Origin of the sequence: Natrarchaeobius versutus, from assembly GCF_041205745.1 — an archaeon.
GTDB classification, from domain to species: domain Archaea; phylum Halobacteriota; class Halobacteria; order Halobacteriales; family Natrialbaceae; genus Natrarchaeobius; species Natrarchaeobius versutus.
On record NZ_JBGFCC010000006.1, the window covers coordinates 307,202 to 329,189 of the forward strand.

Here is a 21,988-nt window from a genome sequence, read left to right on the forward strand (position 1 = left end):
TCGCCGCCAGTGTCTTCGAACGCTCGGCGACGGATCAGCCGCCCTGACCGATCGACTCGTCGTCGACGGCCGACGGCTTCCGGGCAACGAGTCGTACCCCGGTCTCCTCGTCGTCCAGCCGAAACGGCTCCACGTAGCGGACGATCCGGAGGTCCAGAGACGATCGAAGGAGGTCGTTCGGGTAGAATCCGAAGCGATCCGTCTCGTCACCGGGCGATCGAAGATCGTGTTCGTACAGCAACGTCCCGCCCGGCGCGAGCGCTCGCGTCGCCTTCGCGAGCGTCTCGAGGCTGTAGTAGTGAGACACCGAGATCACGTCGTACCGGTCGACGCCGAACGAGTGCGCCTCGGCGTCAGCGCGGACGAACTCGACGTCGACGCCGCGTTCGGCGGCGCGCTCGCGTGCGATCTCGAGGCCCGCCTCGGCGACGTCGATCGCCTCGACCGCGAAGCCGTCTTCGGCCAGCGCGATGGCGTTTCGCCCACCGCCCGTCGCCACGTCGAGAGCGGTCTCCCCCTCGAGTCGGTCCCGGTACTGCTCGACCAGCGGCGTGGGTTCGGTCGGCGGGTCGGCGTCGCGATACCGCTCGTTCCAGCGTTCGCGTGGATCGTCGGCTGACATCGGTATTGTTAAAGTAGGGGGAAGATATAATAATTCTTGCTAACGAACGATGATGACGCGCCAGTCGAACGTCGGATTCGCTCGGATCGACTCGAGTCCAGTTCGACCGGGCCGGTTCGGTCCACGGCGGACGGACGACGGCTTCGAGAGCGGTATCTCGGGCGACGTGGCGACGGTGACGACCGACGGACGGTGGCGACGCAACGGTGACCGAGGGCGAACCTGGCGGTGGAACCGGTGACGGTCGATGGATCGTGACGAGACGACGGTGACGGTCGTCGGCGGCGGCGTCCACGGCGTCCACCTCGCGATCCGACTGCTCGAGGCCGAACTCCTCGAGGCGGATCGGCTTCGGATCGTCGAACCCGACGGACTGCTCGGCGGCTTCCGACGGAAGTGCGCTCAGTGTGGGACCGACGAACTCCGCTCTCCGTACGTCCACCACGTCAGTCCCGATCCGTTCTCGCTCAGAAACTTCGCACGGAGGCGGGGCCGCGTCGACGAGTTGGTCCCGAGCGACGTCGGCTCGGATCGACCGACGGTCTCGCTGTTTTTCGATCACGCTGCATGGGTCTGCGAGCGATACGATCTCGAGTCGACCGTCGTCCGCGCCGCCGCGACGGATATCGAAGCGGTCGGGGACCATCTCGTCGTGGAGACGACCGCCGGCCCGCTCTCGACGGAGTGGTGTGTGCTCGCGGTCGGCCACGGTCGGTCCTACGCCGTTCCCGAGTGGGCCGAGACCCTGCCGCCGGAGGCGCCGGTGTGTCACGTCTGGGACCCCGCGTTCGACCCCGACGCCGTCGGCGAGACCGAGTCGGTGGGGATCGTCGGCGGCGGGATCACGGCCGCCCAGCTCGCGCCGACGCTCGCCCAGCCGGGTCGCGAGCCGACGATGTTCGCACGGAGTCCGTTTCGCGTCGAGTCCCTCGAGGCGGGAACCGACTGGATGCACTTCGGCGGCGTCGTCGACGAACTCCACGGCCTGCCCTCGGCCTCGAGAGAACGGGCGCGGGCCGTCGTCGAGGCCCGTTACGACGGCGCAATGCCGCCACACGTCTTCGCTCGCTTGCGTCGCGCCCTCGAGCGTGATCGCCTCTCGCTCGAGCGCACGGAGATCGAGGTCGCGACCGAAGCCGGGGGAACGGTCGTCGTCACCTGCCGCGACGGAACCGCGCGCTGTCTCGATCGGCTCGTCTGTGCGACCGGCTTCGACTCTCCGTACGACGGATCGTTGCTCCGTCGCATTCGGGCGGAATCGAGGCTCGCCACCGGCTACCGCGGCGCGCCGGTACTCGACGACGAAACGCTTCGCTGGCGGCGCCGAGACGGATCTCCGTCGCGGCTGTTCGTGACCGGTGTCGCCGCACAGCAGGTCCTCGGCCCGTTCGCTCGCAACGTCATCGGCGCACGGCGGGCCGGCGATCTCGTCGTCGCCGCCCTCGGGTCCGCGCTCGAGCGCGACCGGTCGCCCAAGCCACGGTGAACGCGGCTGTTTCGGGACACGTTTCCCGAGGGTTGTTAATATTGGTGCTGAAGTTAGCAACACATTTCCGTCCGGAGGCCGTCGTCCAACGCGATGCGGAACACTCGAGTGCGGAACGAACGCGGTCTCGAATCGAGCGGTGATCGGCGGTGAGCGCGTCGGACGAGTCGACGACAGGTGACGACGAGTCGGCGACCGACGAGGAAACCGGCGAAGACGCCGAACGGACCGGCCACACGCACGTCTGTCGTGCGACCGGTCGGGAGGACGGACTCGTCGGAAAGTACGACATCTGGCTGAGTCGGCAGTCGTTCAGGGAGATGGCCCGCGATATGGGGTTTCGAAAGTACAAGTGATACGGTTTACTGTCAGTCGTGTCCGGCGCAACCGCAGGATTGGACGTGGTTGGACCAGTAAACCGTTACAGTAATCGGTATCAGTCGACGAATCGCTCTGCGCCCGCGGCGACGGCCTTTCGCATCGCCGCGTAGCCGATCGAGACGACGAGCATCCCGACGACGACCGTTCGGACGAACCCGTCGAAGACGAACAGCGCGGGCAAGGCGAGCACCGACGCCGCCGCGAGATCACCAGGCGAGCCGTCGTAACCGATCCACCGGCGGGGCTCGAGCCACCGGCCGTGATAGTGGCTGTAGACGGCTCGAGGCGACTGCCCCTCCCAGGGGCGCAACTCGTGGCCGCCCCCGAGGGCGTCCGAGACGGAGTGGGCGGCCGCCGCGAGGAGGAAGACGGCGACGGCGACCGTCGTCCCGGACGGTGCCACGAGCGCAAGCCCCGACGCGGGTACGGCGAGCGCCGCGTAGTAGACCGGAAAGTGGAGCGTCTTCCGGTGGGTCGCGACCACGTCGAGGTCCGGAAATAGCCCGCCGACGATCGCCGCGATGCCCGCCTCGAGTGCGACCGTCGGCTCGACGAGCGCGACGGCGGAGGCGACGAGGAGGCCCGCGAAGACGTGGGTCGTGGCCATCATGCGCGGCGGTACGCAGGGCCCCAGCATATGTCCGTCGCCTTGGACGTTTCGATGGACGAGGGCGTCTCGACGGTAAGGGCATGTCGACAGTGAACTCGTGTCGGCGGAGAGGGCGTTCGATGAAAGGCAGTAGACGCCTCGAGAGTGGGGTATCAGGGCTAATTTCTCGGAATCGAAGCGAGTCGTTTCCTCTCGACGGTGGATCAGGCGGCCGATCCACCGAGATCCATCACGAACGCCAGGAGTATCGGGAGGACCAGAATGAGGCCCACAAAGACGATCGGAAGCACGACGACGGGGACGATTAGTACGGCAACTGCGGCTTTCCCCGTCGAGATGTCGTGAAACGACGACAGGGCTTTGATCTGGAGGTAGAGCCCGTAGAAGGCGAGCATAATATTGACGAGCGGGAACCAAAAGAGGCCGTACCGGACGAGCGAGGGGAACGCGTACGCCTCGAGGGTGCGCGTGAGTCCGCTCGCGCCGAACAGCGAGGCGACCGCGTGTGCAACCACCGCCTCGAGGACGACGCCGATCCACATCATCAGGCCCAGGACGACGACGAACGCGCCGATCAGGGCCGCATCCATCGGGGAGGTGATGTTGAGCACGACCCCGATCAGCAGAATCGGTGATATCGCGACAGCGAACGTGACCAGCAGGAACTGGAGCGGGTAGCCGATCCCGTGGTCCTCGTCGTACGCCGAGAAGAACGTGCTCGGCTTCTTGATCATGTACCCGTTAACGCCTTTCCACTGTTTTGCCAACCCCATACTCGCCGATACGTTTCGGATTATATTAACGCATCGAACGAGAAAAACACCGATCTACTGTGGGCCGAACTCGGCCGGTCTCGGGGTGTGAATCGATCGAACGCGGACGATTCGCGTTCGGTCAAACTCGCCTCGAGTACGTGTCGATCAGTCGTCGCTCGCTGCGGCCGTTCCGCCGCTGTCGCCGCTGATACCCGTTCCCGGTCCGATCTCGATCTCGAGTTCCTCGAGTTTCTCGTCGGGGACGACGCCGTCGACCCAGCCGCGGTGGTCGTAGTACTCGGCTTTCATCTCCTCGAGTTCGCAATACTCGCCCTCGCTTGCACCCTGTCCGGGGATGCCGTCTTCGAGGAACCGCTCGGGTAGCGAGTCGTCGGCGCCGTCGAAGCCGGCGAGGTTGTTGTAGTAGCGCTCTAAGTTGTAGACGCGCTCGCCGGCCTCGAGGAGATCCTCCTCGGTGACGTCCAGCCCGGTCATGCCGTTGTACTGGAGGACGTACTCCTCGATGCCCTCGGCGAAGGCGTTGAACTTGCAGATGTCGAAGGAGTCGCTGATGGCGTGGAGATCCTGGAAGGCGGCGGTGAGTTCGCCTTTGCCTTCCCACTCGTACGGATCGACCTTCTCGGGAATGCCGAGAATTTCGGCCGCGGGCGTGTAGCCACGGAGGTGGCAGGCGCCGCGGTTCGATGTGGCGTAGCCGATGCCCATCCCCTTCATACAGCGCGGGTCGTAGGCGGGGATCGTCTGGCCCTTGACGGCCAGCGAGTTGTCCGTGGCGTCTCGCATCTCGGCGACGCGGTCGGCGCCCTCGGCGAGCAGGTCCGCGAGGTCGTCCTCCCGGCGACCGATTCGCTCGATCATGTCGACCATCGTCTCGGAGTCGCCCCAGTCGAGCGAGCCGACGTCCTCGAGTTTGCCCTCCTCGGTCATCTCCATAGCCATCGCCATCATGTTGCCCGTTTCGATGGTGTCGATTCCCACGTCGTTACAGCGGTCGATCATCAGGGCGATGTCGTCACGGTCGGTGTGTCCGGAGTTCGGACCCAGGGCGAACGCCGACTCGTACTCGTAGGACTCCATCCGGACGTTCATCTCCTCGCCTTTGTGCATCGTCTGCACCTCGACTTCCTTCTTACACGCCACCGGACAGGAGTGACAGGTCGGCTCGTCGACGAGGATGTTCTCGCGGACGTTCTCCCCGGAGACGCGCTCGGCGTCGATGTCGGCGTCTTCGTCCTCGCGCATGCTCCGCGTCGAGGTGTACTTCGCGTTTCGGGTCGGCAGGCCGTCCATCTCCTCGGTGATGTTCATCAGGACGTTCGTCCCGAACTGGGAGAGTCCGCCCTCGTTCGGCGCGGTGACGTCGGACTCCTGGATCGCCTGCATCGCCTGCTGGTGGCCTTCGCGGAACGTCTCCGAGTCCGCCGGCTGAGGCATCTTCGTGTTCGACTTGACGACGATCGCCTTGAGGTTCTTCGACCCCATCACACAACCCGTCCCGCCCCGTCCGGAGGCCCGGTCGTCCTCGTTGATGATACAGGCGTACCGGACCTCGTTCTCGCCGCCCGGTCCGATCGCCATCAACGAGAGGTTCTTTCCGTAGGAGCCGTCGACCTCCTCCTCAAGTCGGTCGCGAGTCTCGTGGACGCCCGATCCCCAGAGGTGGGAGGCGTCCCGGAGTTCCACCTCGCCGTCTTCGATGTACGCGTAGACGGGTTCGTCTGCTTCGCCTTCGAACAGCAGGCCGTCGAAGCCGGCCCACTTCAGTCGGGCGCCGGACCAGCCCCCGTGGTGGCTGTCCGTGACCGTTCCCGTCAGGGGTGATTTGGTACAGACCGCGATCCGGCCGCTCATCGTCACTTGCGTGCCCGACAGCGGACCGTTCATGAACGCGAGCAGGTTCTCCGGCTCGAGCGGATCGACGTCCGGCCCCTGCTCGAAGACGTACTTTACTCCGAGGCCGCGCGCACCGATGTACTTCCGGGCGTCCTCGTCGTCGATCGGCTCGTATGCGATCGACTCCTCGGACAGGTCGATGCGGGCGACTCTGTCTTGGAATCCGCCGAGTTCTGTCATGGTAAACCGCTAGCCATTATATAAGACGCCAACGTTGTTAGTCGTTCTCAATGGGATGTAACTGGTTGTGGTTACGGGAACGACGAACGGGACCGAGAACGGCATTCTCGGCGTCCGCTCGTTCGTAACCGGTGACGAACGTAGTCTCTTTCCCGGTACACCGGTACAGCAAACCGTTTCACTATAGTAACAACTGCAACGATGTACACACCCATCGCCGAGCTCACGGGTCACTGCGTTCCCCGTTCGCCGTTCCGCGGTTCTCGTTCACTCCGTTCACTCCGAACCGCGCACACTCCGAACCGCGCTCGTCTGGCGATCAGGTGTGCAAGACCTGCAGTGGCTATTATAGGACTTCGATAGCTGACCGCCGGTCAGAGCAACAGCGCGACGATCGCGAGGATGATGAAGATCAACACGAAGATCCGAGCGATCTCCATCGAGATTCCGGCGACGCCTCGGGCGCCGACGGCCGCGGCGATGATCGCGAGCACGAAGAAGACGATCGCCCAGTACAGAAACCCACCCTCACCGATCTGGAGCGGCGTTGCGAACTCGAGCATATCCCCGGCTATCACGACGGGGTACATAAACGTCGGCGACCGTCTGGCACAGTTCGCGGTCCTAGCCTCGGACTACAGGTCGGATCCGCGGAGAGTCATCCCGACTGCTCGTCGAACACCGCCCGACAGAGCTTCTGTTCGGCCGTCCGAAGGTGTTCGTGGAACGTCGGCCGCGAGACGTCCATCGATTGGGCGAGTTCCTCGCCGGTAACGGGGCGAGGCCACTCGAAGTAACCACCGAGATAGGCGCGGCGTAAGACCGCGAACTGGCGGTCGGTGAGTTCGTCCTCGAGCCGATCGATAAACTCCTCGCGGGTATCGCCGACCTCGCGTTGCTGGATCGAGAGCACGCTCGTTCCCTCGTACCGATCCTCGAGGGTCTCGACGACCGACCGAACGTCCCCCGACTGGGGAACCTCGAGTTCGAATCGGGCGCGACCGTCCTGGCACTCGATCGTTCGAGCGCGAGCACCGCGTTCCGAGAGCCGGGTGATGGGGTCGTCACCGCCGACGAATTCGACGAGACACTCGTCGTCCCGTTCGACGACGATTCGGCAGTCGACGCCGTCGACGGTCTCGGCGCCACGTCGAACCTCGTTCGCGTTCGCCCCGGTGACGGTGAACAGCGCGGCCGTTCCGTCCTCTCGGTGGGTGGATCGTCGATACTCGAGGCGACAGTCGGCCGCCGCGGAGACCGCGATCGGTGCGATCGAATCGTCGACGAGTTCGAGTTCGACCGCGACGATGGCGTCGGTCTCGAGGATTCGACTGGTTTCGCGGGCGTTGATCCCGCTTGCAAGCGCACGTGCGAGCGCCGAGAGGATCACCGCTTCGCGGTCGTCGACGGGCCGATTCTCAGCCATCCGAACGGTCAGAACGCCGTACTCGATCTCGTTGTAGGCCAGCGAGAACGTCGCGTGGGTGTGTCCGTCGACCGTCTCGACCGAGACGCTCTCGTTCGCCATCGCCTCCGGCGCCGACCGGTCGACGGGTACTCGATCGTGGGTGGACGACTCGCCCGCACTCGCACGGACGTCGACGGCGCCCGTCGTCTGGTTTCGTTCGCCGATCCAGGCGCCGTCGTAGGCCGGCTCTGCGACGATTCGCTCACAGACTTCCGCCTCGAGTTCGGACCGGGTAGTCGAACCGGCCACGGCCGCGGTAACGTCCTGGACGAGTCCCTCGACCCGATCGAGGACGTACTCCAGTTCCTCGGTCCGGCGCTCGAGTTCGAGTTCGGCCTGCTTGCGCGCCGTCACGTCGTTCTGGAACCCGACGAAGTGCGTGAGTTCCCCGCGGTCGTTTCTGACGGGCGCGACCGTCACCTCGTTCCAGAACTCGGTGCCGTCTTTCCGGTAGTTTTTCAACTCGACGGTGACGGGTCGTCGTTGGTCGATCCCCGTTCGCAACTCGTCGACGGCTTCCTCGTCGGTATCTTCGCCCTGGAGGAACCGACAGTTGCGTCCGATAACGTCGTCCAGGTCGTATCCCGTAATCTCCTGATACGCTTCGTTTGCGTAAACCAGCGGGTTATCCTCGCGGGCCGGATCGGAGATAACGACGCCGACCGGCGTTTCGTTGATCGCGCGATCCTTGACGACGCGATCGCGTTCCCCCGGTCGGTTTCCGTCGTCGGATTCGAACGTGATCGTCGCGCCCTCGAGTCCGCGGTGAACCTCCGTACCGGTCCACTCGCCCTCGAGGTCGACGTGTCTTGCCGTCCCTGCCGTCGCCTCGTCGATCGCACCCGCGAGACGATCCCAGGTTTCGAGAGAGGCCGCCTCGTCGTCATCGGAAATCTCGAACGTCTCTCTCGCCGCGCGATTGGCGTAGGTGATCGTCCCGTCGGCGACGGCGACGACCGGATCGTCGATGCGTTCGAGTGCGGCCCTCGCCGGATCGACGTCATTCTCGCCACCGTCTGCTGACTCGACGTCGGTCATACTCCTAAATAAGCGCGACACCGCAAAGAACCATCGTGATCCGGGCGACAGTTCGGCTCCCGAACCGGTACCCACGACCCTTATGATTGTTCACGGTATATCATTACCCATGTCACTAGGTAACACACCGTTCGAACGGCTTCGGCGAAAGTTCGAGAGATCCGAACTCGAGTGTCGCCAGTGTGGGTTCCGGGATACCGACGGTGGATGGCGGGTTACGACGACTGGAAGTCGGGTCCAGTACCAGTTCGTTTGCCCCTCCTGTTTCGCCGTCGAGACCCGAGAGATGCGACTGTAGCCGGCACCGCGCTCTCGGTACGGACTTCCGTCCTCGTGAGCGGCCGCGAAGCGATCCGAGGGGGCCGTCGTGCCGGTGGTCACGCCCGGTTCAGCTGCGGGAGAGCGGCCACAGACGAAGCCGCTTTACGCCTCGGCCCGCTTTTCCCGCCAATGAGTAAACCCACGCCCGACGTCTACGAGCAGGGCAAGGGCATGGACGCCCACAACCAGGTGATGCGCGAGATTCGCTCGCGCAAGGAGGCGAGCTACGATCCCCACGAGCCGACCCGGGTCTGGCTCGACGAGGACAACACCCCCAACGGCGTCAAACAGAGCCTGACGATCATCCTCAATACCGGCGGCTGTCGCTGGGCCCGCGCCGGCGGCTGTACGATGTGTGGCTACGTCGCCGAGAGCGTCGACGGCGGCTCCGTCTCCCACGAGGCCCTGATGGACCAAATTCAGGTCTGTCTCGACCACGAGGCCGACAACGCCGACGAGCCTGCCGATCTGATCAAGATCTACACCTCCGGCTCCTTTCTCGACGAGCGCGAGGTCGGCGCCGAGACGCGACGAGCGATCGCAGACACCTTCGCCGACCGCGATCGTATGGTCGTCGAGTCTCTGCCCGACTTCGTCGACCGCGAGAAGATCGGCGACTTCACCCAGCACGGCGTCGACACCGACGTCGCGATCGGCCTCGAGACGGCCACGGACCGCGTCCGTCACGACTGCGTGAACAAGTACTTCGACTTCGCGGACTTCGAGGACGCCTGCGCCGAGGCGGCGGTCGCCGACGAAGCGGTGGGAGACGCGGCGAACGCCGGTATCAAGGCCTACCTCCTGATGAAGCCGCCCTTCCTCACGGAATCGGAGGCCATCGAGGACATGATCTCCTCGATCGAACGCTGTGCGGACGTCTCGGGCTGTCACACCGTCTCGATGAACCCCTGTAACGTCCAGCGGTACACCATGGTCGACGAACTCTACTTCAACGACGGCTACCGCCCGCCGTGGCTCTGGTCGGTCGCCCACGTCCTCGAGGAAACCGCCGCCGTAGACGCCATCGTCGTCTCCGACCCCGTCGGCCACGGCTCCGACCGCGGCCCCCACAACTGCGGCGAGTGCGACGACCTCGTCCAAAAGGCCATCAAGGACTTCGACCTCCGCCAGGACCCGTCGGTGTTCGAGCAGGTTTCCTGTGAGTGCAAGCTGACATGGGAGGCCGTCTACGAGCGCGAGCGCGGGTTCAACCAACCGCTGACCCGGTAACGACGGTTTTCCTTTCCCGAGAACGATACCGACGCTTTGCCGCTTCCGAGAACGAGCCACCGTGGCACACCTCTTTGTACTCGCTTGATGTCGTCGGAACGAGCCGTGACCGAGGACCACTCTCGAGCGAGTCGCGATTCGCCAGAGGCAGAATCCGACCCGTGCTCGAGCGAGGTTGAACCGGATCTGCGTTCGACCGGGGCGGAGTCGAATCTACGTTCGAGCGAGGTGGAGTTCGATCCCGACTCGACCGATTCACCGTCGGATGAACCGACCCCGCCGGACGCCGACTCGAGTGACGCGATTCCGAACGGGCTCGCGTCGGACGCTCTCGTTCCGGTCTCGAGGACGGAACGGGTACCCTCTCCGATCCTGCGAACACTCCTCGAGGACTGCTCGGAGGGCCGCGCGCTCGACGTCGCGACCGGTCTCGGCCGGAACGCGATTGCCCTCGCCGAGGCCGGGTTGCGCGTCGACGCGCTCGACGTCTCGAGGGCCCAACTCGAACGCGCCCGCGAACGCGCGGTGTCGCGGTCGGTTTCCATCGAGTGGATCCTGGCCGACGTCGACAGCTACGTTTTTCTCGAGGAGACGTACGACGTCGTAACGATCGGCTTCTTCGACGCCCGTGACCGACTTCCTGGGATACTATCGGCGCTCTCTCCGGGCGGTCTCCTGTTTTACGAACACTACCTCGAGTCGGCCGACGGAAACGGGCCAGGCGATCGCTACCGGTTCGCGTCGAACGAACTCCTGGCGGCGTGTGCTAACCTGACGGTGCTGTATTACGCCGAGTACCGCGTCGACGGTGAGCCTCGGGTTACGCTCGTAGCATACAAACCGAGCGACGAGTCGACTCGAGCGGTGGCGAACAGCGAGTCGTGATTCGGGATTCGATCGGGAACGATGGTAGCCACTCTACGTCACGGGACGTGCAGTTGAGCAAGTCAGTGGTAGTAACTGGCGTCGCTGTGTTGGATTTCCGAACGAAAGAATCTAAGCCTAGGCCGGGATTTGAACCCGGGCTCTCGTCCTTACCAAGGACGCGCTTTACCGCTAAGCTACCCAGGCGCGCAACTGTTGGTTGACTCGAGTCGTCTTTATGGGTTTCGATTCGCCGCCGGGCGTGGGGACGGTTCGCTCGCTCGAGTCGGTTACGGATCCGTCGCCGAGGTCGCCCTGTCGGTGGTGTCGAGCGACCGGTCCGAAGGCGAGCGCGCGAACGCGCTGTGACACTCCTCGACCGGCGGGAACGACGGCGCGAAGTCGTCGGCCAGATCGTCGGCGATCGCGAGCAGTCGCGGCGAAGGTGTCTCACCGACACCGGCCGCGCCGGTGAGCACGGCGAGTTCGAGGACGTCACGTTCTAAGTTCGCGTCGAGTGCGGCGGGATCGCCGCCGGTTTCCTCGCCACGGCGGAGGTCGTCACGCCGGGTTTGATCCCGGCCGAACGCCTGGACCGTCCGGACGGCTTTCCCGGCGGCTTCGGTACGGGCGAGCAGGTAGAACCCGCGGGCGACGAGGATGTCGGCGGCGAGAATCTCGAGGTCGCCGTTTTCACCCTCGTGAGGATTGCCGTCTTCGTGCCAGGGTTCCTCGTGAGCGAGCGTTCGCGTCAGTCGCAGTCCTTCGTAGATGAGTTGGACGCCGGCGGCGTGCGTGAGCACTCCCTCCGCGCCCGGATCGGTGCCGACGGAATCCTCGCCGTCCGACCCCGTCTCGACTCCGGGGGTTGCGTCGCGAGCGGCGACGCTCGCGCTCTCGATCGTGAGTGCACCGGGAACCATCGACGCGTCCTCTAAGACGGATTCGACGAGATCGTGCAACCGCGGTGGTTCGACGTCCGCAACGGCTTCGACGGCGGCGCGCCGACAGTCGTCGGCCTCTTCCATTATCGAGGTCTTACGAGGGGGGAAGCAAAGACCTTTGGAAACGCTCGATCGACTCGCGTCATGATCGACGTCGAAGTCGACGCCGACCGTTCGATTCGCACCGTTAGGCTCGATCGCCCGGCGGTCAGAAACGCCCTCACCGTGGACGGACTCGAGGCGCTCGAGCGGGCGATCGTCGACGCCGACGAGTCGGTGATCGTCCTCCGCGGACGCGGCCCGGCGTTCTGTGCGGGCGCGGACCTCGAGGCCGTCGCCGCCCTGGAGGGCGACCGGGAGGCCGCGATCGAGTTCGCCCGCCTGGGCCAGCGCGTCGCCCGCGCGATCGAGGAGTCGTCGGCGGTCGTCGTCGCGGCGATCGACGGCCCCGTCCGCGGCGGCGGACTCGAACTCGCACTCGCCTGTGACGTTCGGGTCGGGACGCCCGACTCGACCTACGGCGAACCCGGCGTCACCTTCGGGCTGTTCGGTGCCTGGGGCGGCACCGTCCGCCTCCCTCGACTGGTCGGCGAGGGCCACGCCCTCGAGTTCGCGCTTACGGGCCGCGTCGTCGACGCCGAAGAGGCCCTTCGGCTTGGGTTGATCTCGCGACTCGAGGACGATCCCCGGACCGTCGCACGCGAGATCGCCGGCAACGCCTCCGATGCCTGTGAGGTTCTGAAACGCCGAATCCGGGACGACGCCGACCGCGAAACGCGGGAACGACGCGAGGCCGAGGCATTCGGTGACCTCGTGGCGGCTCACGCGGACGATATCGACGCGATGCTCGAGTGAGACGGTCTGCTGTGACTGGCCTGGAGTTCTCCCCCAAGCCAGCGCAGGGTGGGCTGGTGTGTCCGCTGGAACGACCGTCATCCCCTCGGAGCGGAGCCGATCTTGTCGGCTGGTGCCATAGCACACGAAACCTCTTGTACGACTCGAGGAATGGACGATTATGACCACACCCGCGTTTCTCTCCGGCGACCGCGTCACGCTCCGTCCGATCGAGGAAGAGGACCTCGAGTTCCTCCAGGAGTGGATCAACGATCCGCGAATCTGGCGGGCGATCGGCCGACAGACGCCGGTCAATCAGGCACAAGAACGGGAGTTCTTCGAGGAGGTCGTCTGCGGGGACGAGACGATCGACTTCCTCATCGACGTCAAGGGAACGCGCGTCGGAATCGTCGGCTTCAATTCGATCGTCTGGCGGGCACGGCGCGCGGAGATCGGCTACTGGCTCGCGCCCGACCACCACGACCAGGGCTACGGGACGGAGGCGGCCGAACTGGTCGTCGCCTACGGCTTCGACCAGCTGGGATTTCACCGGATCGAGGCTCGCGTCTTCGAGTTCAACGAGGCCTCACAGCGACTGCTCGAGTCGATCGGCTTCTCGAGAGAGGGCGTCCACCGCGACGCGTGGTTCGCCGACGGCGAACATCAGGATACGTACTGGTACGGCTTACTCGCCGACGAGTGGCGGGACGGGCGGGAGTAGCGGTCGTCGACGCCTTTCGGATCGGTTCGACTTTCCCTCTCGACCGCATCGGTTGGGGAACCCGACTCACTCGAGCGGTTCGGGCGCTGGCGGCGCGTTGCGCTTGTGCTCGCTCCGCTCGTAGAGGCCACGGACCATCTCGACGGTCTCGGTGTCGACCTCGAGTTCGCGGGCGGTGGCGGCGACCGACAGCGGGCCATCGACGTGGGTCGCGAGGATAGCATCGAGGGTGTCGTACGCGATGCCAAGTTCGTCCTCGTCGGTCTGGTCGGCCCAGAGTTCGGCGGTGGCGGTCTTCGCGGCCAGTTCCTCCGGGACGCCGACGTGGCGGGCGAGTTGGCGAACTTGCTGTTTGTACAGATTCCCGATCGGGTGGCAGTCGACGGCGCCGTCGCCGTACTTGGTGAAGTAGCCGACGGCGGCCTCGCTTCGGTTGCCGGTGCCGACGACGAGGCGGTTCTCGTGGTTGGCGACGAGGTAGTTCAGTACGCCGCGGATGCGGGCTCTCGCGTTGCCGGTGGCCACGTGGTCGCCCTCGGCGTCGGGGTAGACCGAGAGAAGCGAGTCGACGATCGGCTCGATCTCGATTACGTCGTAGCCGATCTCGAGGTCCCTGGCGACCCGTTCGGCGTCGCTCATGTTCTCGTCGCTACTGACCGTTGCCGGGAGGACGAGACCGTGGACGTTCTCCGGACCGAGCGCCTCGACGGTCAGGTAGCCCGTAAGCGTGCTGTCGATTCCTCCTGAGAGCCCGAGCACGGCCCCATCGGCACCCGCGGCGTCGACGGTGTCGCGGACGAACTCGAGGATGTGTTCGTGTCGTCGTTCCAGTTCCTCCTCCGAGAAGCGAAGGTCGATCATCGACCGTCGATACGGGTTCCCCGTCCTAATAGGCTCGTGTTTCCGGAAAAAACTGGACGAACGTGAATCGATTTCCTCGATCCGTACAGGAACCGCTCGAGGACACGACGGTGAAGTGTTCCGAGCGGGTAGACTCGAGTACTGCAAGCGCCGGTGGTGAGCAAACCCGTCGGATTTGCGATCCTCGCCGCGAGTGAACGGAGTGAACGAGCGCCGGTGGTGAGCCGAGCAAAGCGAGGCGAAGGTCGATAGACGAATGGAGGGAGTCTATCGGAAGTCTAATGGTAGGACATGAGCTTCCCAGGCTCATAGCCCGGGTTCAATTCCCGGTCGGCGCATGTTCTGACGAACGTCTTCTTTCTCGAGTGAGTTTCCGGCGTCGCCTCGAGCGTCCGAATCGCTGAACCCCGGCCCGTAGTCGATGGCACCGCCGTCCGCGTGGATCAATGGACTGACGTTGACTCCGAATAATGCGATTTCAACAGTCGAAGTTGCCTGTCGACGATATCGTCGATCGTCTCGGGGTCGATCCGCTGGTACTCTGGGCTGACGATCGCACTGATCGGCTCGTCACGGTACGTGCCGATCGGTTTCTTGGACGTCGTCTCGACCGCTACGAACGGGCTATCGAAGATGGTTTCACGGTCCGCGTAGCGATCCGGGAGATCGGACTTCCGGGCGCCCAGAAGCATGTGGTCGGGCATCAACACGAGCGCCGTTCCGTACCCGAACGGTGGGTGAGACAGGAGCCCGGCGAGCAAGTACGTCCCGTCCTTACAGTCGCACGCGCCGTCGACCAGGGTTTCCTCGACCATCCGATGGTAATCGAACGCTCCCGCGGCCTCCATGTCGGAGACGTACTCGAACGACTGGACGAACCGGACCGTTCGGTCGAGCCACTGGGCCTCGGTCGTGGATCGATCGTCGTCGGCCGGCTCCGGTCGAACGGCGTCGGAAACGAGCCGCTCGCCCAGATGTCCTGCGTACGGATTGGTTCGGGAGTCGAGAAACGTCCGTGCGTATCCTCGAGGGCGGGCTCGTGCCCGTTCGAAGGCTGATTTGCTGAGTGAGTGTTCGAGCGTCCACGTCGCGTTTTCGCCGTCGGTCCACCGAAACTCGAGGTCGTATCGTCCTTCGCGATTCCGGCGGCGGTATCCGGTCTCGGACCGCGATAGCTCGAGAGGCTCGGCGCCTGCGGTCGCCGCGTTTCGCTTCGATCCAACGAACGGATTGGACTCGCAGAGATATCTGTTGGCCGTCTCGCCACGTTTCGCTTCGATCACGTACAGCCACGGAACCGAGCTCGAGTCGCGGGGAAACTCGTCGACGGCGACGCTAACGCGCCGATCGAGAGGTACGTTCGCCTCGATCAGCGGTCCCTCGACCGTCGCGAACGTTCGACCGGTCGGATACGCCCGTTTGGAGACGCAAAGTGAAAACGGCTCGAGTGGCGTCGACGAGCAAAGTTCGACCGTAACTGATGTGGTCGATCCGGCGACAACCGTCGCGTTGACGCCGGTCCGGTTGATCCAGGCGTCCTGTTCCCGGTCGCGGCGGGTCGTTCGGTCCACGGGTGCTGTCGAACGCTCGGAGCGGCGACGCGTCAGGGCAACGGCCGGGATCGTCCCCGTCCCGACTATCGCCGAGAGCAGTTCTCGTCGGTTCATGGTGTACGGAAACCGGCGGTGGTGCCGGCTTTCATCCGAGACTTTTCCGTACCCGCCTTCAATATATCGTATTTTTTATAATTTGGCGCCAGTCGTCACGGGTATTGCTATAGATCAGTACGTAGTTGGTGTGGCGAAATCTCCCGGTGTGTGACCGGGTCAGGAGGCGACGATCGATTTCCCGTCGATCGTATCGCCGGTGACGACTCGCGCGGCCGACGCGACCGATTACAAATAACCCAACAGCGTCCCGACCAGGACGAGCGTCCACATCGCGACGCCGGCGACGACCATGTCGTTCAGCCTCGAGTCGCGGGTCGCGCGTTTGGCCGCGCCGCCGGCGATCAGTCCGAGTGCGACGACGACGAGTGCCCGCTGGAAGATGACGTCGATCGGGAGGACGTCGACGCCGAGGAGGCCGTAGTCGAGCCAGATCGCGACCGCGAGCGAGGCCGACGCCGCCAGTGCGGCATCGAGTCGGCGCTCGAGCCCGCCGGCGATCGCATAGGTTGCGATCGGGAGTCCGAGGGCGATGAGCGGGTACAACAACGCCGCGATCGCGTGGACGGAGAGGAAGCCGGCGGAGCGATCGAGGGCGATCCCGGCGATTCGAACGCCGAGGACGATCGTCAGGATCGTGCCCGCGAGGATCAGGTGTCGCGCCTCGAGGCGGGCGTAGGCGGCCCCGAGGCGGGCGCGATCGGACTCGCTCAGCTTCCCGTCGACCTCGTGTTCGGCTCGTTCGAGGACGCCGGCTCGCTCGGTTCGCAGTGGGCCCACCACCCGCTCGGCCCGGGAGTCGCGTCTCCGACGCGCGGCGAGTCCCACCGCGACCGGTGTGAGCGCCATGGCGGTGAGGTCGACTTTCGTGGCCCAGCCGTCGGCGTCGGCGGGGCCGGCGTTGTCGAGGTAGATCCGCTGGACGTCCTCCTGGATGTCCACGCTCGGGATCGCCATCAGGTCGGCCTCGAGACGCGACTGAGCGTCTTCGACGCCGTCGACGCGGTGGCGAAGGGTAAACCAGTCGAAGTGTTCCGAGTGGGTCTGCATGACGACCCACTGATCGTCGGGGTTCGGACTGTCGTAGAGCCGAATGTGATATCGGTAGCCGTAGTACTCGCCGTCCTCGAGTTGCGTGGTTTCGGTCGTCCAGTAAGCGTCCTCATCGGGGCCGGGATCGACGTAGGCGTAGCGGGTCGTTCCGTCCGCCTCGGACCAGGGAATGTCGGTCGGGGAGACGGGGCGAATGTCGTCGACGGTCGTCTCGGATTCTCCGTCGCTGTCGGGATCCATCGCGGAGCCGTTTTCGAGTTCGCCGGGCTCTAAGAGCTCCTCAGCTTCGAAGTGATCGTGTTCGGCTTCTTCCCAGTCGCCCTCGCCATGTCGTGCCAACAGGCGGACGACGCGGTCGGTGTCGCCGCGGACGACGACGTTGAGCGGGCTTCGTTTCTCGTGGGTCTCCTGGGAGTTGAGATACGGCCAGAACCCTCCGTCGCTGTCCTCGAACGAGACGATCTCCGGTTCCGGTCGCTCTTCTTGTTCCGGTGCGATGTCTTCCGTCGACGGCGAGAAAAACAGCGAGGGACCGCCGACGAACAGAAACGCGACCGCCAACAGTGCTGTCGCGATCACGATCGAGCGGCGCATGAAATCGTACTACCGACGCCGCACATATCAATTTGACCGAATCGATTCCGTCTCGCCCGTCGTCGTCTCGCTCGCTCGAGCGGTCCGTCTCGTACGGTTTCCTGTCAGTCAGTTCCGGGGCAACCGCCGCACGGGTCGCGGTTGCAACGGTGGACTCGCTGCACTCCTCCACAGTGACTCGTCTCACACGGTTCGACTCACCGCCGATACATCGGTACAGGAGCCCGTATCAGGCGTCGACGTCCGGACCGACGGTCGTGACCGGGACCGGCGCGGTTCGGACGACGCGCTGGGAGACGCTACCGACGACGTTGTTTTCGTAGTCGTCGCCGCTCGTTCCCATAACGATCAGGTCGGCACCGATATCCTCCGCGTAGTCGACGATACACTCCGCGGGGTGGCCGGTGTCGATCGCCGTCGCCACGTCGAGACCCGCCTCGTCGGCGCGCGTCGCGGCCTCGTCGGTCGCCTCGAGCGCGTTCGCGCGAAGCTCCCCGCGAATGGCTTCGACGCGGTCGTCGCCCAGGACGAGAAACGCGCGATCGTCGACGATGGAGAGGACGTGTAGCGTCGCGTCTCGAGTCGTCGCGGCGTCGATCGCGTGGGTTGCGACGGTTTCGGCGTGATCGCTCCCGTCCGTAGCAAAGAGGATCGTGTCGTACATCTATATGAAACTACTCGCGCGAAGGGACAAGAACTTCGCTATCGATTCGACTCGGTGGGAACGAGATTCGGGCCACTCGAGGGGTGGACGAACCAACAGAAACCGGTTCGCCGCGTGCTGGCGATTCGCATCAGGGTTTCCAGCTCAGTTCGATCGAGACGCTCTCGCGTTTCCCGCGAAACATCGTCGAGCGTTCGATCACGTCGACGGAGAGGTCGACGCCATCCGGCGGCTCGAGGTCGACCGTCTTGTTGCCGACTCTAACGCGGACGGTTTCTTCGTTCTCGTCGAAGGCCTCCGAGAGGTGCTCGAAGTACGTCGCAACCTCCTCGCGCGTGAGCGTTTCGTCGGCCGTCGTCCGTTGGGCCATGGTGTGGTGTGGCGAACGGCCCGGCAAAAGTATGGGGAGCGAACGGCGACCAATCGATAGTTACCGCCCGCTCGAGCCAGCCCTTCGGTCAGAACAGGTTCCCCTGTTGATAGACGGAGATCCCTTCGCCGGTGATCTCGTAGGGTTTTTTCTCCCGCGAGTGGTTCGCGTCGCGGATCTTCTGGATCTCGATCGCGAGTCGCGTCTCTCGGAAGTCGTCCGGGCGGACGTACTGCAGGACGAAGACGCCGTCCGTGAGGTACTCGACGATGCCGTGTCTCGAGGCGTAGGGGTTGTCGTCCGACGCCTCGCTCGTCAACAGCGACGTGACGCCCGCGTCTTTCAGGCTCCTTGCGAAGGTGTAGATCTCGTTTCGCCGTTGTGACTGATCGTCGTACATCATCTCGAGCAACGACACCGAGTCGAGGACGAGCCGTGAGGCGCCGAACTCCTCGATGAGCGTCGGCAGTTCGGACCTGATCGACGCGAGGCTGTTGGCCAACTCGACGGGGTCTAAATCGACGATCGCGAGTCGGCCGTCCGCAACGTGTTCGTCGAAGGCGAACCCCTTCTCCGTCGCGCTGTTGATCACGCGTTCTCGGCTCTCCTCTAGGGCGATGAACACCGCCCGTTCGCCCTGCTGGAGTCCGCACTCGAGAAACTGGAGTCCGAGCGTCGTTTTCCCGGTGCCGGCGCTCCCGACGGCCACCATGAGCGAGCGTTCCGGAACGCCGCCCTGGATCATCCGATCGAGGCCGTCGACGCCGAGATCGACCCTGGGGAGTTCCGTGTCGGGATCTTCCTCGAAGTCGGGGTCGTCGGCGCCGATTTCGAAGTCGACATCCGAAAAGCTGGAGGGCCCACCGCCCTGGTCGTCGGTCGTGACGTCCGGGGCGTTCTCGAGCGCCGACCCGAAGTCCTCGTCGAACAGGGAACCGCTGTCGCTCTCGCCACCGTCGGCTTCGTCGTCAGTCGCCCTGTCCGCCGGATCGTCGCAATCTACCCTGCCCGTCGGAGCGTCTTCATGCGCCTCGCCCGTCGGACCACCGTCCTCGTTCGACGTCTCACCGCGAACTTCACCGTTGCTCTCGCGGCCGTCACCGCGGTCCCCGTCGACGAACTCGAGATCGATCTCGTTGCCCGCTCCCTCTTGGTCGGCCTGGCGGCTGGCTTCGTCGGTCGGACACGCACGCTCGTCGGTCTCCCCGCCGGTGGTGGCGTCGAACTCGCCGGACGCTTCGTCTTCGTCGGCCGCTTCGGCGAGCGCCCGCTCGAACCAGTCGTCGCTCATGTGTGTTCACCCTCGGTTTCCGTCCGAACGAGGTGTGCGGCGCAAACGCGGTTCTCGGCGGCTCTCGACCCCGCCTCGAGCGTGGCCGTCGAGGCGTCTGTCTTCCCAGAGACGACGACCGACCGTCGCGAATCGTTCACTCGCGTAGAGTGTGTTCAGCGGGCGTAATGTCGCTTCCGGCCGTCGCGGACGAGAGGCGTGGCTTTTTGACCCCGGAACGGGTATCCGCCGACGATGGACGTCGACGTCGGAATCGTCGCCCAACGTGGCAACGAGCGGGCACGGAAGCTCACTGAAGCGCTCCTCGACGCACTCGAGTGCGAGGCGGTCGCGGTGGTCGTCGACGAGGAAACCGGCGGGACGATCGACGCGGCGTCCGTTCCCGTCGCCGAGATGGCCGACCGCGACCTCGTCGTGAGCATCGGCGGTGACGGCACGCTGTTGTTCGTCGCCCGAGCGGTCGGATCGACGCCGATCCTCGGGGTGAACCTCGGTGAGGTTGGCTTTCTGAACGCCGTTTCGCCCGCCGATGCCGTCGACGTCGTCACCGACCTCGTCGATCGACGCCGAGGCGGAGACACGCTCGAGGGGCAAACGCTCGAGCGCCTTCGGGCCCGTGGCGATGGGTGGACGCTCGAGCCCGCGCTCAACGAGATCGTCGTCCACGGGCCTCGCAGAGGCCACGGCGGCGGCGCGACGATCGAGATTCGTGTCGATGGCGAGCGGTACGCGGACGGCCACGCCGACGGCGTCCTCGTCGCGACGCCGACGGGATCGACGGCGTACAACCTGAGCGAGGGCGGGCCGCTCGTCCACCCGACGGCTGACGCGCTCGTCGTCACACAGATGGCAGCCGACGAGGCGATGCCGCCGCTGGTCGTCGATCCTGACTCGGCGCTCGAACTCACCGTTTCGGACACCGAGACGGCGTACGCGATCAGCGACGGGCGAAACCGCCACCGTCTCGAGGCGCCTACCACGGTCTCGGTCTCGCTCGCGGCGGATCCCGTCACGCTTGTCGGCCCCAAAACGAACTTCTTCGGCGGCCTCGAGAAACTCGAGTGACCGAGTCGATCCTCGAGTCAGCGATTCGACCGGTCGGCCCGGAACAATCCACGAATCAGGAACTGCGTTCGTCGTCACCGCCCCTCGAGTCGATCGAATCGGTTTCGGTCGAGGATTCGCCCCTCGAGTCGGTCGAATCGGGCAGGTTAGGATCGCGATACGGGTTCCGGCCGTAGGCGGGTAGCTCGTCGGCGAGTTGATTCTTCAACACTCGTCGGAGACGGTTGAGACTCGTCTTGTCGAGGCCGTACTGGGCGGCGAGCCGAGTGAACGCCGGCTCGTCGGTGATGTCGTGTGCGCGGTAGCGCCCGAACAACTCGTCCATCCGTTCGGTCGACAGCGCGCCGACGTCGACGTCGTCGAGCCCGAAGTAGGCCCGCCGGTCGACGTCGACGACGTGTCTGATCACCACAAGCGCGACTTTCGGAATCGCGCGCTGGCTCCCGAACTCCGTGAGGTCGATTTCGTCCATCACGCCGAGGGCGAGATCGCGTTGCCACGGCGTCAACTCGAGGGCGTTACACAGCGCCTGTGTCGTGCGCAGGCGATCGAGGTGATGTGCGCGCTCGCTGTAACCCGGCGTCGCCGCGTGCTGTTCGTCGTGCAGGCGGCGAACGCTCTCCGAGAGGTCGCCGTCGGGCGACTCCGCGCGGCCGATGACGGTCGCACTCGGCGTGACGACGCCCCATCGCCGGACCGTCGAGTCACGCTGGACGTCCGCCCGCGACAGCGATCCGGAACCGGGACGCGTCTCGAGGCGGCGCTCGCGTTCGGGCGTTCGAGGGCGCTCGAGTGCGACGCCCCCCTCCGGGGTGGATCGGGGATCGGCACCGTCGTCTCTCATCTCGTCGATGGTTCGGCGGGGGAGACTGAAAAATGCTCGCTCGTTTCGCGCCGGATGGGACGTCGACTGTCGACTCTCAGAGACGATCTACGGGGCGAAGCCGGTGACTACCCGACGCCAGCGGTCGGAAAACGCGGTGATCGGTGGCGGTCAGTGACTCGGAAAGCGCCATGGCTCGCCCGCCAGGGATCGGAGAACGCTATCGCTTCCG

General features: G+C 65.0%; 24 protein-coding genes and 2 tRNA genes. 10 read left to right on the forward strand and 16 right to left on the reverse strand.

The window, feature by feature from the left end:
* Window positions 1-34 precede the first annotated feature (34 nt).
* Entirely contained in the window at window positions 35-622 is a 588-nt protein-coding gene (locus AB7C87_RS15370) for a class I SAM-dependent methyltransferase (RefSeq protein WP_369730367.1), read from the reverse strand.
* Window positions 623-671: 49 nt separating this feature from the next.
* Here AB7C87_RS15370 and AB7C87_RS15375 point away from each other — a divergent pair, with 49 nt between their 5' ends.
* The 3 genes from AB7C87_RS15375 to AB7C87_RS15385 all read left to right on the forward strand — a co-directional run bounded on the left by AB7C87_RS15375 (window position 672) and on the right by AB7C87_RS15385 (window position 2,464).
* Entirely contained in the window at window positions 672-863 is a 192-nt protein-coding gene (locus tag AB7C87_RS15375; RefSeq protein ID WP_369730368.1) for a hypothetical protein, read from the forward strand.
* Window positions 864-869: 6 nt separating this feature from the next.
* A complete protein-coding gene (locus AB7C87_RS15380; protein WP_369730369.1) occupies window positions 870-2,108 on the forward strand; it encodes an FAD/NAD(P)-binding protein in 1,239 nt (412 codons plus the stop codon).
* Between the two features lie 149 nt (window positions 2,109-2,257).
* A complete protein-coding gene (locus AB7C87_RS15385; protein ID WP_369730370.1) occupies window positions 2,258-2,464 on the forward strand; it encodes a 30S ribosomal protein S14 in 207 nt (68 codons plus the stop codon).
* Between the two features lie 80 nt (window positions 2,465-2,544).
* Here AB7C87_RS15385 and AB7C87_RS15390 read toward each other — a convergent pair whose 3' ends face one another.
* The 5 genes from AB7C87_RS15390 to AB7C87_RS15410 all read right to left on the reverse strand — a co-directional run bounded on the left by AB7C87_RS15390 (window position 2,545) and on the right by AB7C87_RS15410 (window position 8,454).
* Entirely contained in the window at window positions 2,545-3,099 is a 555-nt protein-coding gene (locus AB7C87_RS15390) for a metal-dependent hydrolase (RefSeq protein ID WP_369730371.1), read from the reverse strand.
* Window positions 3,100-3,302: 203 nt separating this feature from the next.
* Window positions 3,303-3,872: a YIP1 family protein gene (locus tag AB7C87_RS15395; protein ID WP_369730372.1), complete on the reverse strand. Its 570-nt coding sequence runs from the start codon at window positions 3,870-3,872 to the stop codon at window positions 3,303-3,305.
* Between the two features lie 147 nt (window positions 3,873-4,019).
* A complete protein-coding gene (locus AB7C87_RS15400) occupies window positions 4,020-5,948 on the reverse strand; it encodes an aldehyde ferredoxin oxidoreductase family protein (RefSeq protein WP_369730373.1) in 1,929 nt (642 codons plus the stop codon).
* A 374-nt stretch (window positions 5,949-6,322) separates the two neighbouring features.
* The gene (locus AB7C87_RS15405) at window positions 6,323-6,511 is read right to left on the reverse strand and encodes a DUF1328 family protein (RefSeq protein ID WP_149082709.1); all 189 of its coding nucleotides are present in this window, start codon (window positions 6,509-6,511) and stop codon (window positions 6,323-6,325) included.
* A gap of 95 nt (window positions 6,512-6,606) precedes the next feature.
* Window positions 6,607-8,454: a bacterio-opsin activator domain-containing protein gene (locus AB7C87_RS15410; protein WP_369730374.1), complete on the reverse strand. Its 1,848-nt coding sequence runs from the start codon at window positions 8,452-8,454 to the stop codon at window positions 6,607-6,609.
* Window positions 8,455-8,563: 109 nt separating this feature from the next.
* Here AB7C87_RS15410 and AB7C87_RS15415 point away from each other — a divergent pair, with 109 nt between their 5' ends.
* From AB7C87_RS15415 to AB7C87_RS15425, 3 genes are all read left to right on the forward strand, one after another.
* Window positions 8,564-8,752 (forward strand): HVO_0649 family zinc finger protein, encoded by a 189-nt coding sequence (locus tag AB7C87_RS15415; protein ID WP_369730375.1) that lies wholly within the window; start codon window positions 8,564-8,566, stop codon window positions 8,750-8,752.
* 152 nt (window positions 8,753-8,904) lie between these two features.
* Window positions 8,905-10,005, forward strand: a complete 1,101-nt coding sequence (locus AB7C87_RS15420) for an archaeosine biosynthesis radical SAM protein RaSEA (RefSeq protein WP_369730376.1) — start codon at window positions 8,905-8,907, stop codon at window positions 10,003-10,005.
* 105 nt (window positions 10,006-10,110) lie between these two features.
* Complete coding sequence (locus tag AB7C87_RS15425) at window positions 10,111-10,890, forward strand: class I SAM-dependent methyltransferase (protein WP_369730377.1); 780 nt, start codon at window positions 10,111-10,113, stop codon at window positions 10,888-10,890.
* A 114-nt stretch (window positions 10,891-11,004) separates the two neighbouring features.
* On the opposite strand, the gene AB7C87_RS15430 is transcribed toward AB7C87_RS15425, so the two are convergent.
* Together AB7C87_RS15430 and AB7C87_RS15435 are read right to left on the reverse strand one after the other, a co-directional pair.
* Window positions 11,005-11,076 (reverse strand) — tRNA-Thr (locus tag AB7C87_RS15430).
* Window positions 11,077-11,159: 83 nt separating this feature from the next.
* The gene (locus AB7C87_RS15435) at window positions 11,160-11,897 is read right to left on the reverse strand and encodes a DUF7114 family protein (RefSeq protein ID WP_369730378.1); all 738 of its coding nucleotides are present in this window, start codon (window positions 11,895-11,897) and stop codon (window positions 11,160-11,162) included.
* Between the two features lie 60 nt (window positions 11,898-11,957).
* Between AB7C87_RS15435 and AB7C87_RS15440 the strand changes: the two genes are divergently transcribed.
* Both AB7C87_RS15440 and AB7C87_RS15445 read left to right on the forward strand, forming a co-directional pair.
* Window positions 11,958-12,668, forward strand: a complete 711-nt coding sequence (locus AB7C87_RS15440) for an enoyl-CoA hydratase/isomerase family protein (protein WP_369730379.1) — start codon at window positions 11,958-11,960, stop codon at window positions 12,666-12,668.
* Window positions 12,669-12,828: 160 nt separating this feature from the next.
* A complete protein-coding gene (locus AB7C87_RS15445) occupies window positions 12,829-13,368 on the forward strand; it encodes a GNAT family N-acetyltransferase (protein ID WP_369730380.1) in 540 nt (179 codons plus the stop codon).
* A gap of 66 nt (window positions 13,369-13,434) precedes the next feature.
* Here the strand turns inward: AB7C87_RS15445 and AB7C87_RS15450 are convergent, their stop codons facing one another.
* Complete coding sequence (locus AB7C87_RS15450) at window positions 13,435-14,229, reverse strand: NAD+ synthase (protein ID WP_369730381.1); 795 nt, start codon at window positions 14,227-14,229, stop codon at window positions 13,435-13,437.
* Between the two features lie 210 nt (window positions 14,230-14,439).
* Here AB7C87_RS15450 and AB7C87_RS15455 point away from each other — a divergent pair.
* A tRNA-Gly gene (locus AB7C87_RS15455) sits at window positions 14,440-14,567 on the forward strand.
* On the opposite strand, the gene AB7C87_RS15460 is transcribed toward AB7C87_RS15455, so the two are convergent.
* The 6 genes from AB7C87_RS15460 to AB7C87_RS15485 form a co-directional block, all read right to left on the reverse strand.
* Window positions 14,536-14,676 (reverse strand): hypothetical protein, encoded by a 141-nt coding sequence (locus AB7C87_RS15460; protein ID WP_369730382.1) that lies wholly within the window; start codon window positions 14,674-14,676, stop codon window positions 14,536-14,538. The two genes, AB7C87_RS15455 and AB7C87_RS15460, sit on opposite strands and share 32 nt — an antisense overlap.
* Window positions 14,673-15,896, reverse strand: coding sequence for a hypothetical protein (locus AB7C87_RS15465; RefSeq protein WP_369730383.1), 1,224 nt, complete (start codon window positions 15,894-15,896; stop codon window positions 14,673-14,675). The genes AB7C87_RS15460 and AB7C87_RS15465 overlap by 4 nt, the downstream gene beginning before the upstream one ends.
* A 228-nt stretch (window positions 15,897-16,124) precedes the next feature.
* Complete coding sequence (locus AB7C87_RS15470) at window positions 16,125-17,543, reverse strand: hypothetical protein (protein WP_369730384.1); 1,419 nt, start codon at window positions 17,541-17,543, stop codon at window positions 16,125-16,127.
* A 229-nt stretch (window positions 17,544-17,772) separates the two neighbouring features.
* Window positions 17,773-18,207: a universal stress protein gene (locus tag AB7C87_RS15475; protein WP_369730385.1), complete on the reverse strand. Its 435-nt coding sequence runs from the start codon at window positions 18,205-18,207 to the stop codon at window positions 17,773-17,775.
* A gap of 130 nt (window positions 18,208-18,337) precedes the next feature.
* Window positions 18,338-18,577: an amphi-Trp domain-containing protein gene (locus AB7C87_RS15480; protein WP_369730386.1), complete on the reverse strand. Its 240-nt coding sequence runs from the start codon at window positions 18,575-18,577 to the stop codon at window positions 18,338-18,340.
* Window positions 18,578-18,665: 88 nt separating this feature from the next.
* Window positions 18,666-19,868 (reverse strand): KaiC domain-containing protein, encoded by a 1,203-nt coding sequence (locus AB7C87_RS15485; RefSeq protein ID WP_369730387.1) that lies wholly within the window; start codon window positions 19,866-19,868, stop codon window positions 18,666-18,668.
* A 234-nt stretch (window positions 19,869-20,102) separates the two neighbouring features.
* On the opposite strand from AB7C87_RS15485, the gene AB7C87_RS15490 reads away from it, so the two are divergent.
* The gene (locus AB7C87_RS15490; RefSeq protein ID WP_369730388.1) at window positions 20,103-20,933 is read left to right on the forward strand and encodes an NAD(+)/NADH kinase; all 831 of its coding nucleotides are present in this window, start codon (window positions 20,103-20,105) and stop codon (window positions 20,931-20,933) included.
* Window positions 20,934-20,988: 55 nt separating this feature from the next.
* Here the strand turns inward: AB7C87_RS15490 and AB7C87_RS15495 are convergent, their stop codons facing one another.
* Window positions 20,989-21,777, reverse strand: a complete 789-nt coding sequence (locus AB7C87_RS15495) for a DNA-directed RNA polymerase subunit epsilon (RefSeq protein WP_369730389.1) — start codon at window positions 21,775-21,777, stop codon at window positions 20,989-20,991.
* Window positions 21,778-21,988 lie beyond the last annotated feature (211 nt).

What these genes read in the sequence shown, in the direction of transcription:
- AB7C87_RS15490 (WP_369730388.1), top strand. Translation starts at nt 20,103, where the DNA reads ATGGACGTCGACGTCGGAATCGTCGCCCAACGTGGCAACGAGCGGGCA.
- AB7C87_RS15445 (WP_369730380.1), top strand. Translation starts at nt 12,829, where the DNA reads ATGACCACACCCGCGTTTCTCTCCGGCGACCGCGTCACGCTCCGTCCG.
- AB7C87_RS15375 (WP_369730368.1), top strand. Translation starts at nt 672, where the DNA reads ATGATGACGCGCCAGTCGAACGTCGGATTCGCTCGGATCGACTCGAGT.
- AB7C87_RS15475 (WP_369730385.1), bottom strand. Translation starts at nt 18,207, where the DNA reads ATGTACGACACGATCCTCTTTGCTACGGACGGGAGCGATCACGCCGAA.
- AB7C87_RS15470 (WP_369730384.1), bottom strand. Translation starts at nt 17,543, where the DNA reads ATGCGCCGCTCGATCGTGATCGCGACAGCACTGTTGGCGGTCGCGTTT.
- AB7C87_RS15415 (WP_369730375.1), top strand. Translation starts at nt 8,564, where the DNA reads ATGTCACTAGGTAACACACCGTTCGAACGGCTTCGGCGAAAGTTCGAG.
- AB7C87_RS15495 (WP_369730389.1), bottom strand. Translation starts at nt 21,777, where the DNA reads ATGAGAGACGACGGTGCCGATCCCCGATCCACCCCGGAGGGGGGCGTC.
- AB7C87_RS15435 (WP_369730378.1), bottom strand. Translation starts at nt 11,897, where the DNA reads ATGGAAGAGGCCGACGACTGTCGGCGCGCCGCCGTCGAAGCCGTTGCG.
- AB7C87_RS15465 (WP_369730383.1), bottom strand. Translation starts at nt 15,896, where the DNA reads ATGAACCGACGAGAACTGCTCTCGGCGATAGTCGGGACGGGGACGATC.
- AB7C87_RS15420 (WP_369730376.1), top strand. Translation starts at nt 8,905, where the DNA reads ATGAGTAAACCCACGCCCGACGTCTACGAGCAGGGCAAGGGCATGGAC.
- AB7C87_RS15380 (WP_369730369.1), top strand. Translation starts at nt 870, where the DNA reads ATGGATCGTGACGAGACGACGGTGACGGTCGTCGGCGGCGGCGTCCAC.
- AB7C87_RS15370 (WP_369730367.1), bottom strand. Translation starts at nt 622, where the DNA reads ATGTCAGCCGACGATCCACGCGAACGCTGGAACGAGCGGTATCGCGAC.
- AB7C87_RS15400 (WP_369730373.1), bottom strand. Translation starts at nt 5,948, where the DNA reads ATGACAGAACTCGGCGGATTCCAAGACAGAGTCGCCCGCATCGACCTG.
- AB7C87_RS15485 (WP_369730387.1), bottom strand. Translation starts at nt 19,868, where the DNA reads ATGAGCGACGACTGGTTCGAGCGGGCGCTCGCCGAAGCGGCCGACGAA.
- AB7C87_RS15405 (WP_149082709.1), bottom strand. Translation starts at nt 6,511, where the DNA reads ATGCTCGAGTTCGCAACGCCGCTCCAGATCGGTGAGGGTGGGTTTCTG.
- AB7C87_RS15410 (WP_369730374.1), bottom strand. Translation starts at nt 8,454, where the DNA reads ATGACCGACGTCGAGTCAGCAGACGGTGGCGAGAATGACGTCGATCCG.
- AB7C87_RS15480 (WP_369730386.1), bottom strand. Translation starts at nt 18,577, where the DNA reads ATGGCCCAACGGACGACGGCCGACGAAACGCTCACGCGCGAGGAGGTT.
- AB7C87_RS15450 (WP_369730381.1), bottom strand. Translation starts at nt 14,229, where the DNA reads ATGATCGACCTTCGCTTCTCGGAGGAGGAACTGGAACGACGACACGAA.
- AB7C87_RS15395 (WP_369730372.1), bottom strand. Translation starts at nt 3,872, where the DNA reads ATGGGGTTGGCAAAACAGTGGAAAGGCGTTAACGGGTACATGATCAAG.
- AB7C87_RS15390 (WP_369730371.1), bottom strand. Translation starts at nt 3,099, where the DNA reads ATGATGGCCACGACCCACGTCTTCGCGGGCCTCCTCGTCGCCTCCGCC.
- AB7C87_RS15440 (WP_369730379.1), top strand. Translation starts at nt 11,958, where the DNA reads ATGATCGACGTCGAAGTCGACGCCGACCGTTCGATTCGCACCGTTAGG.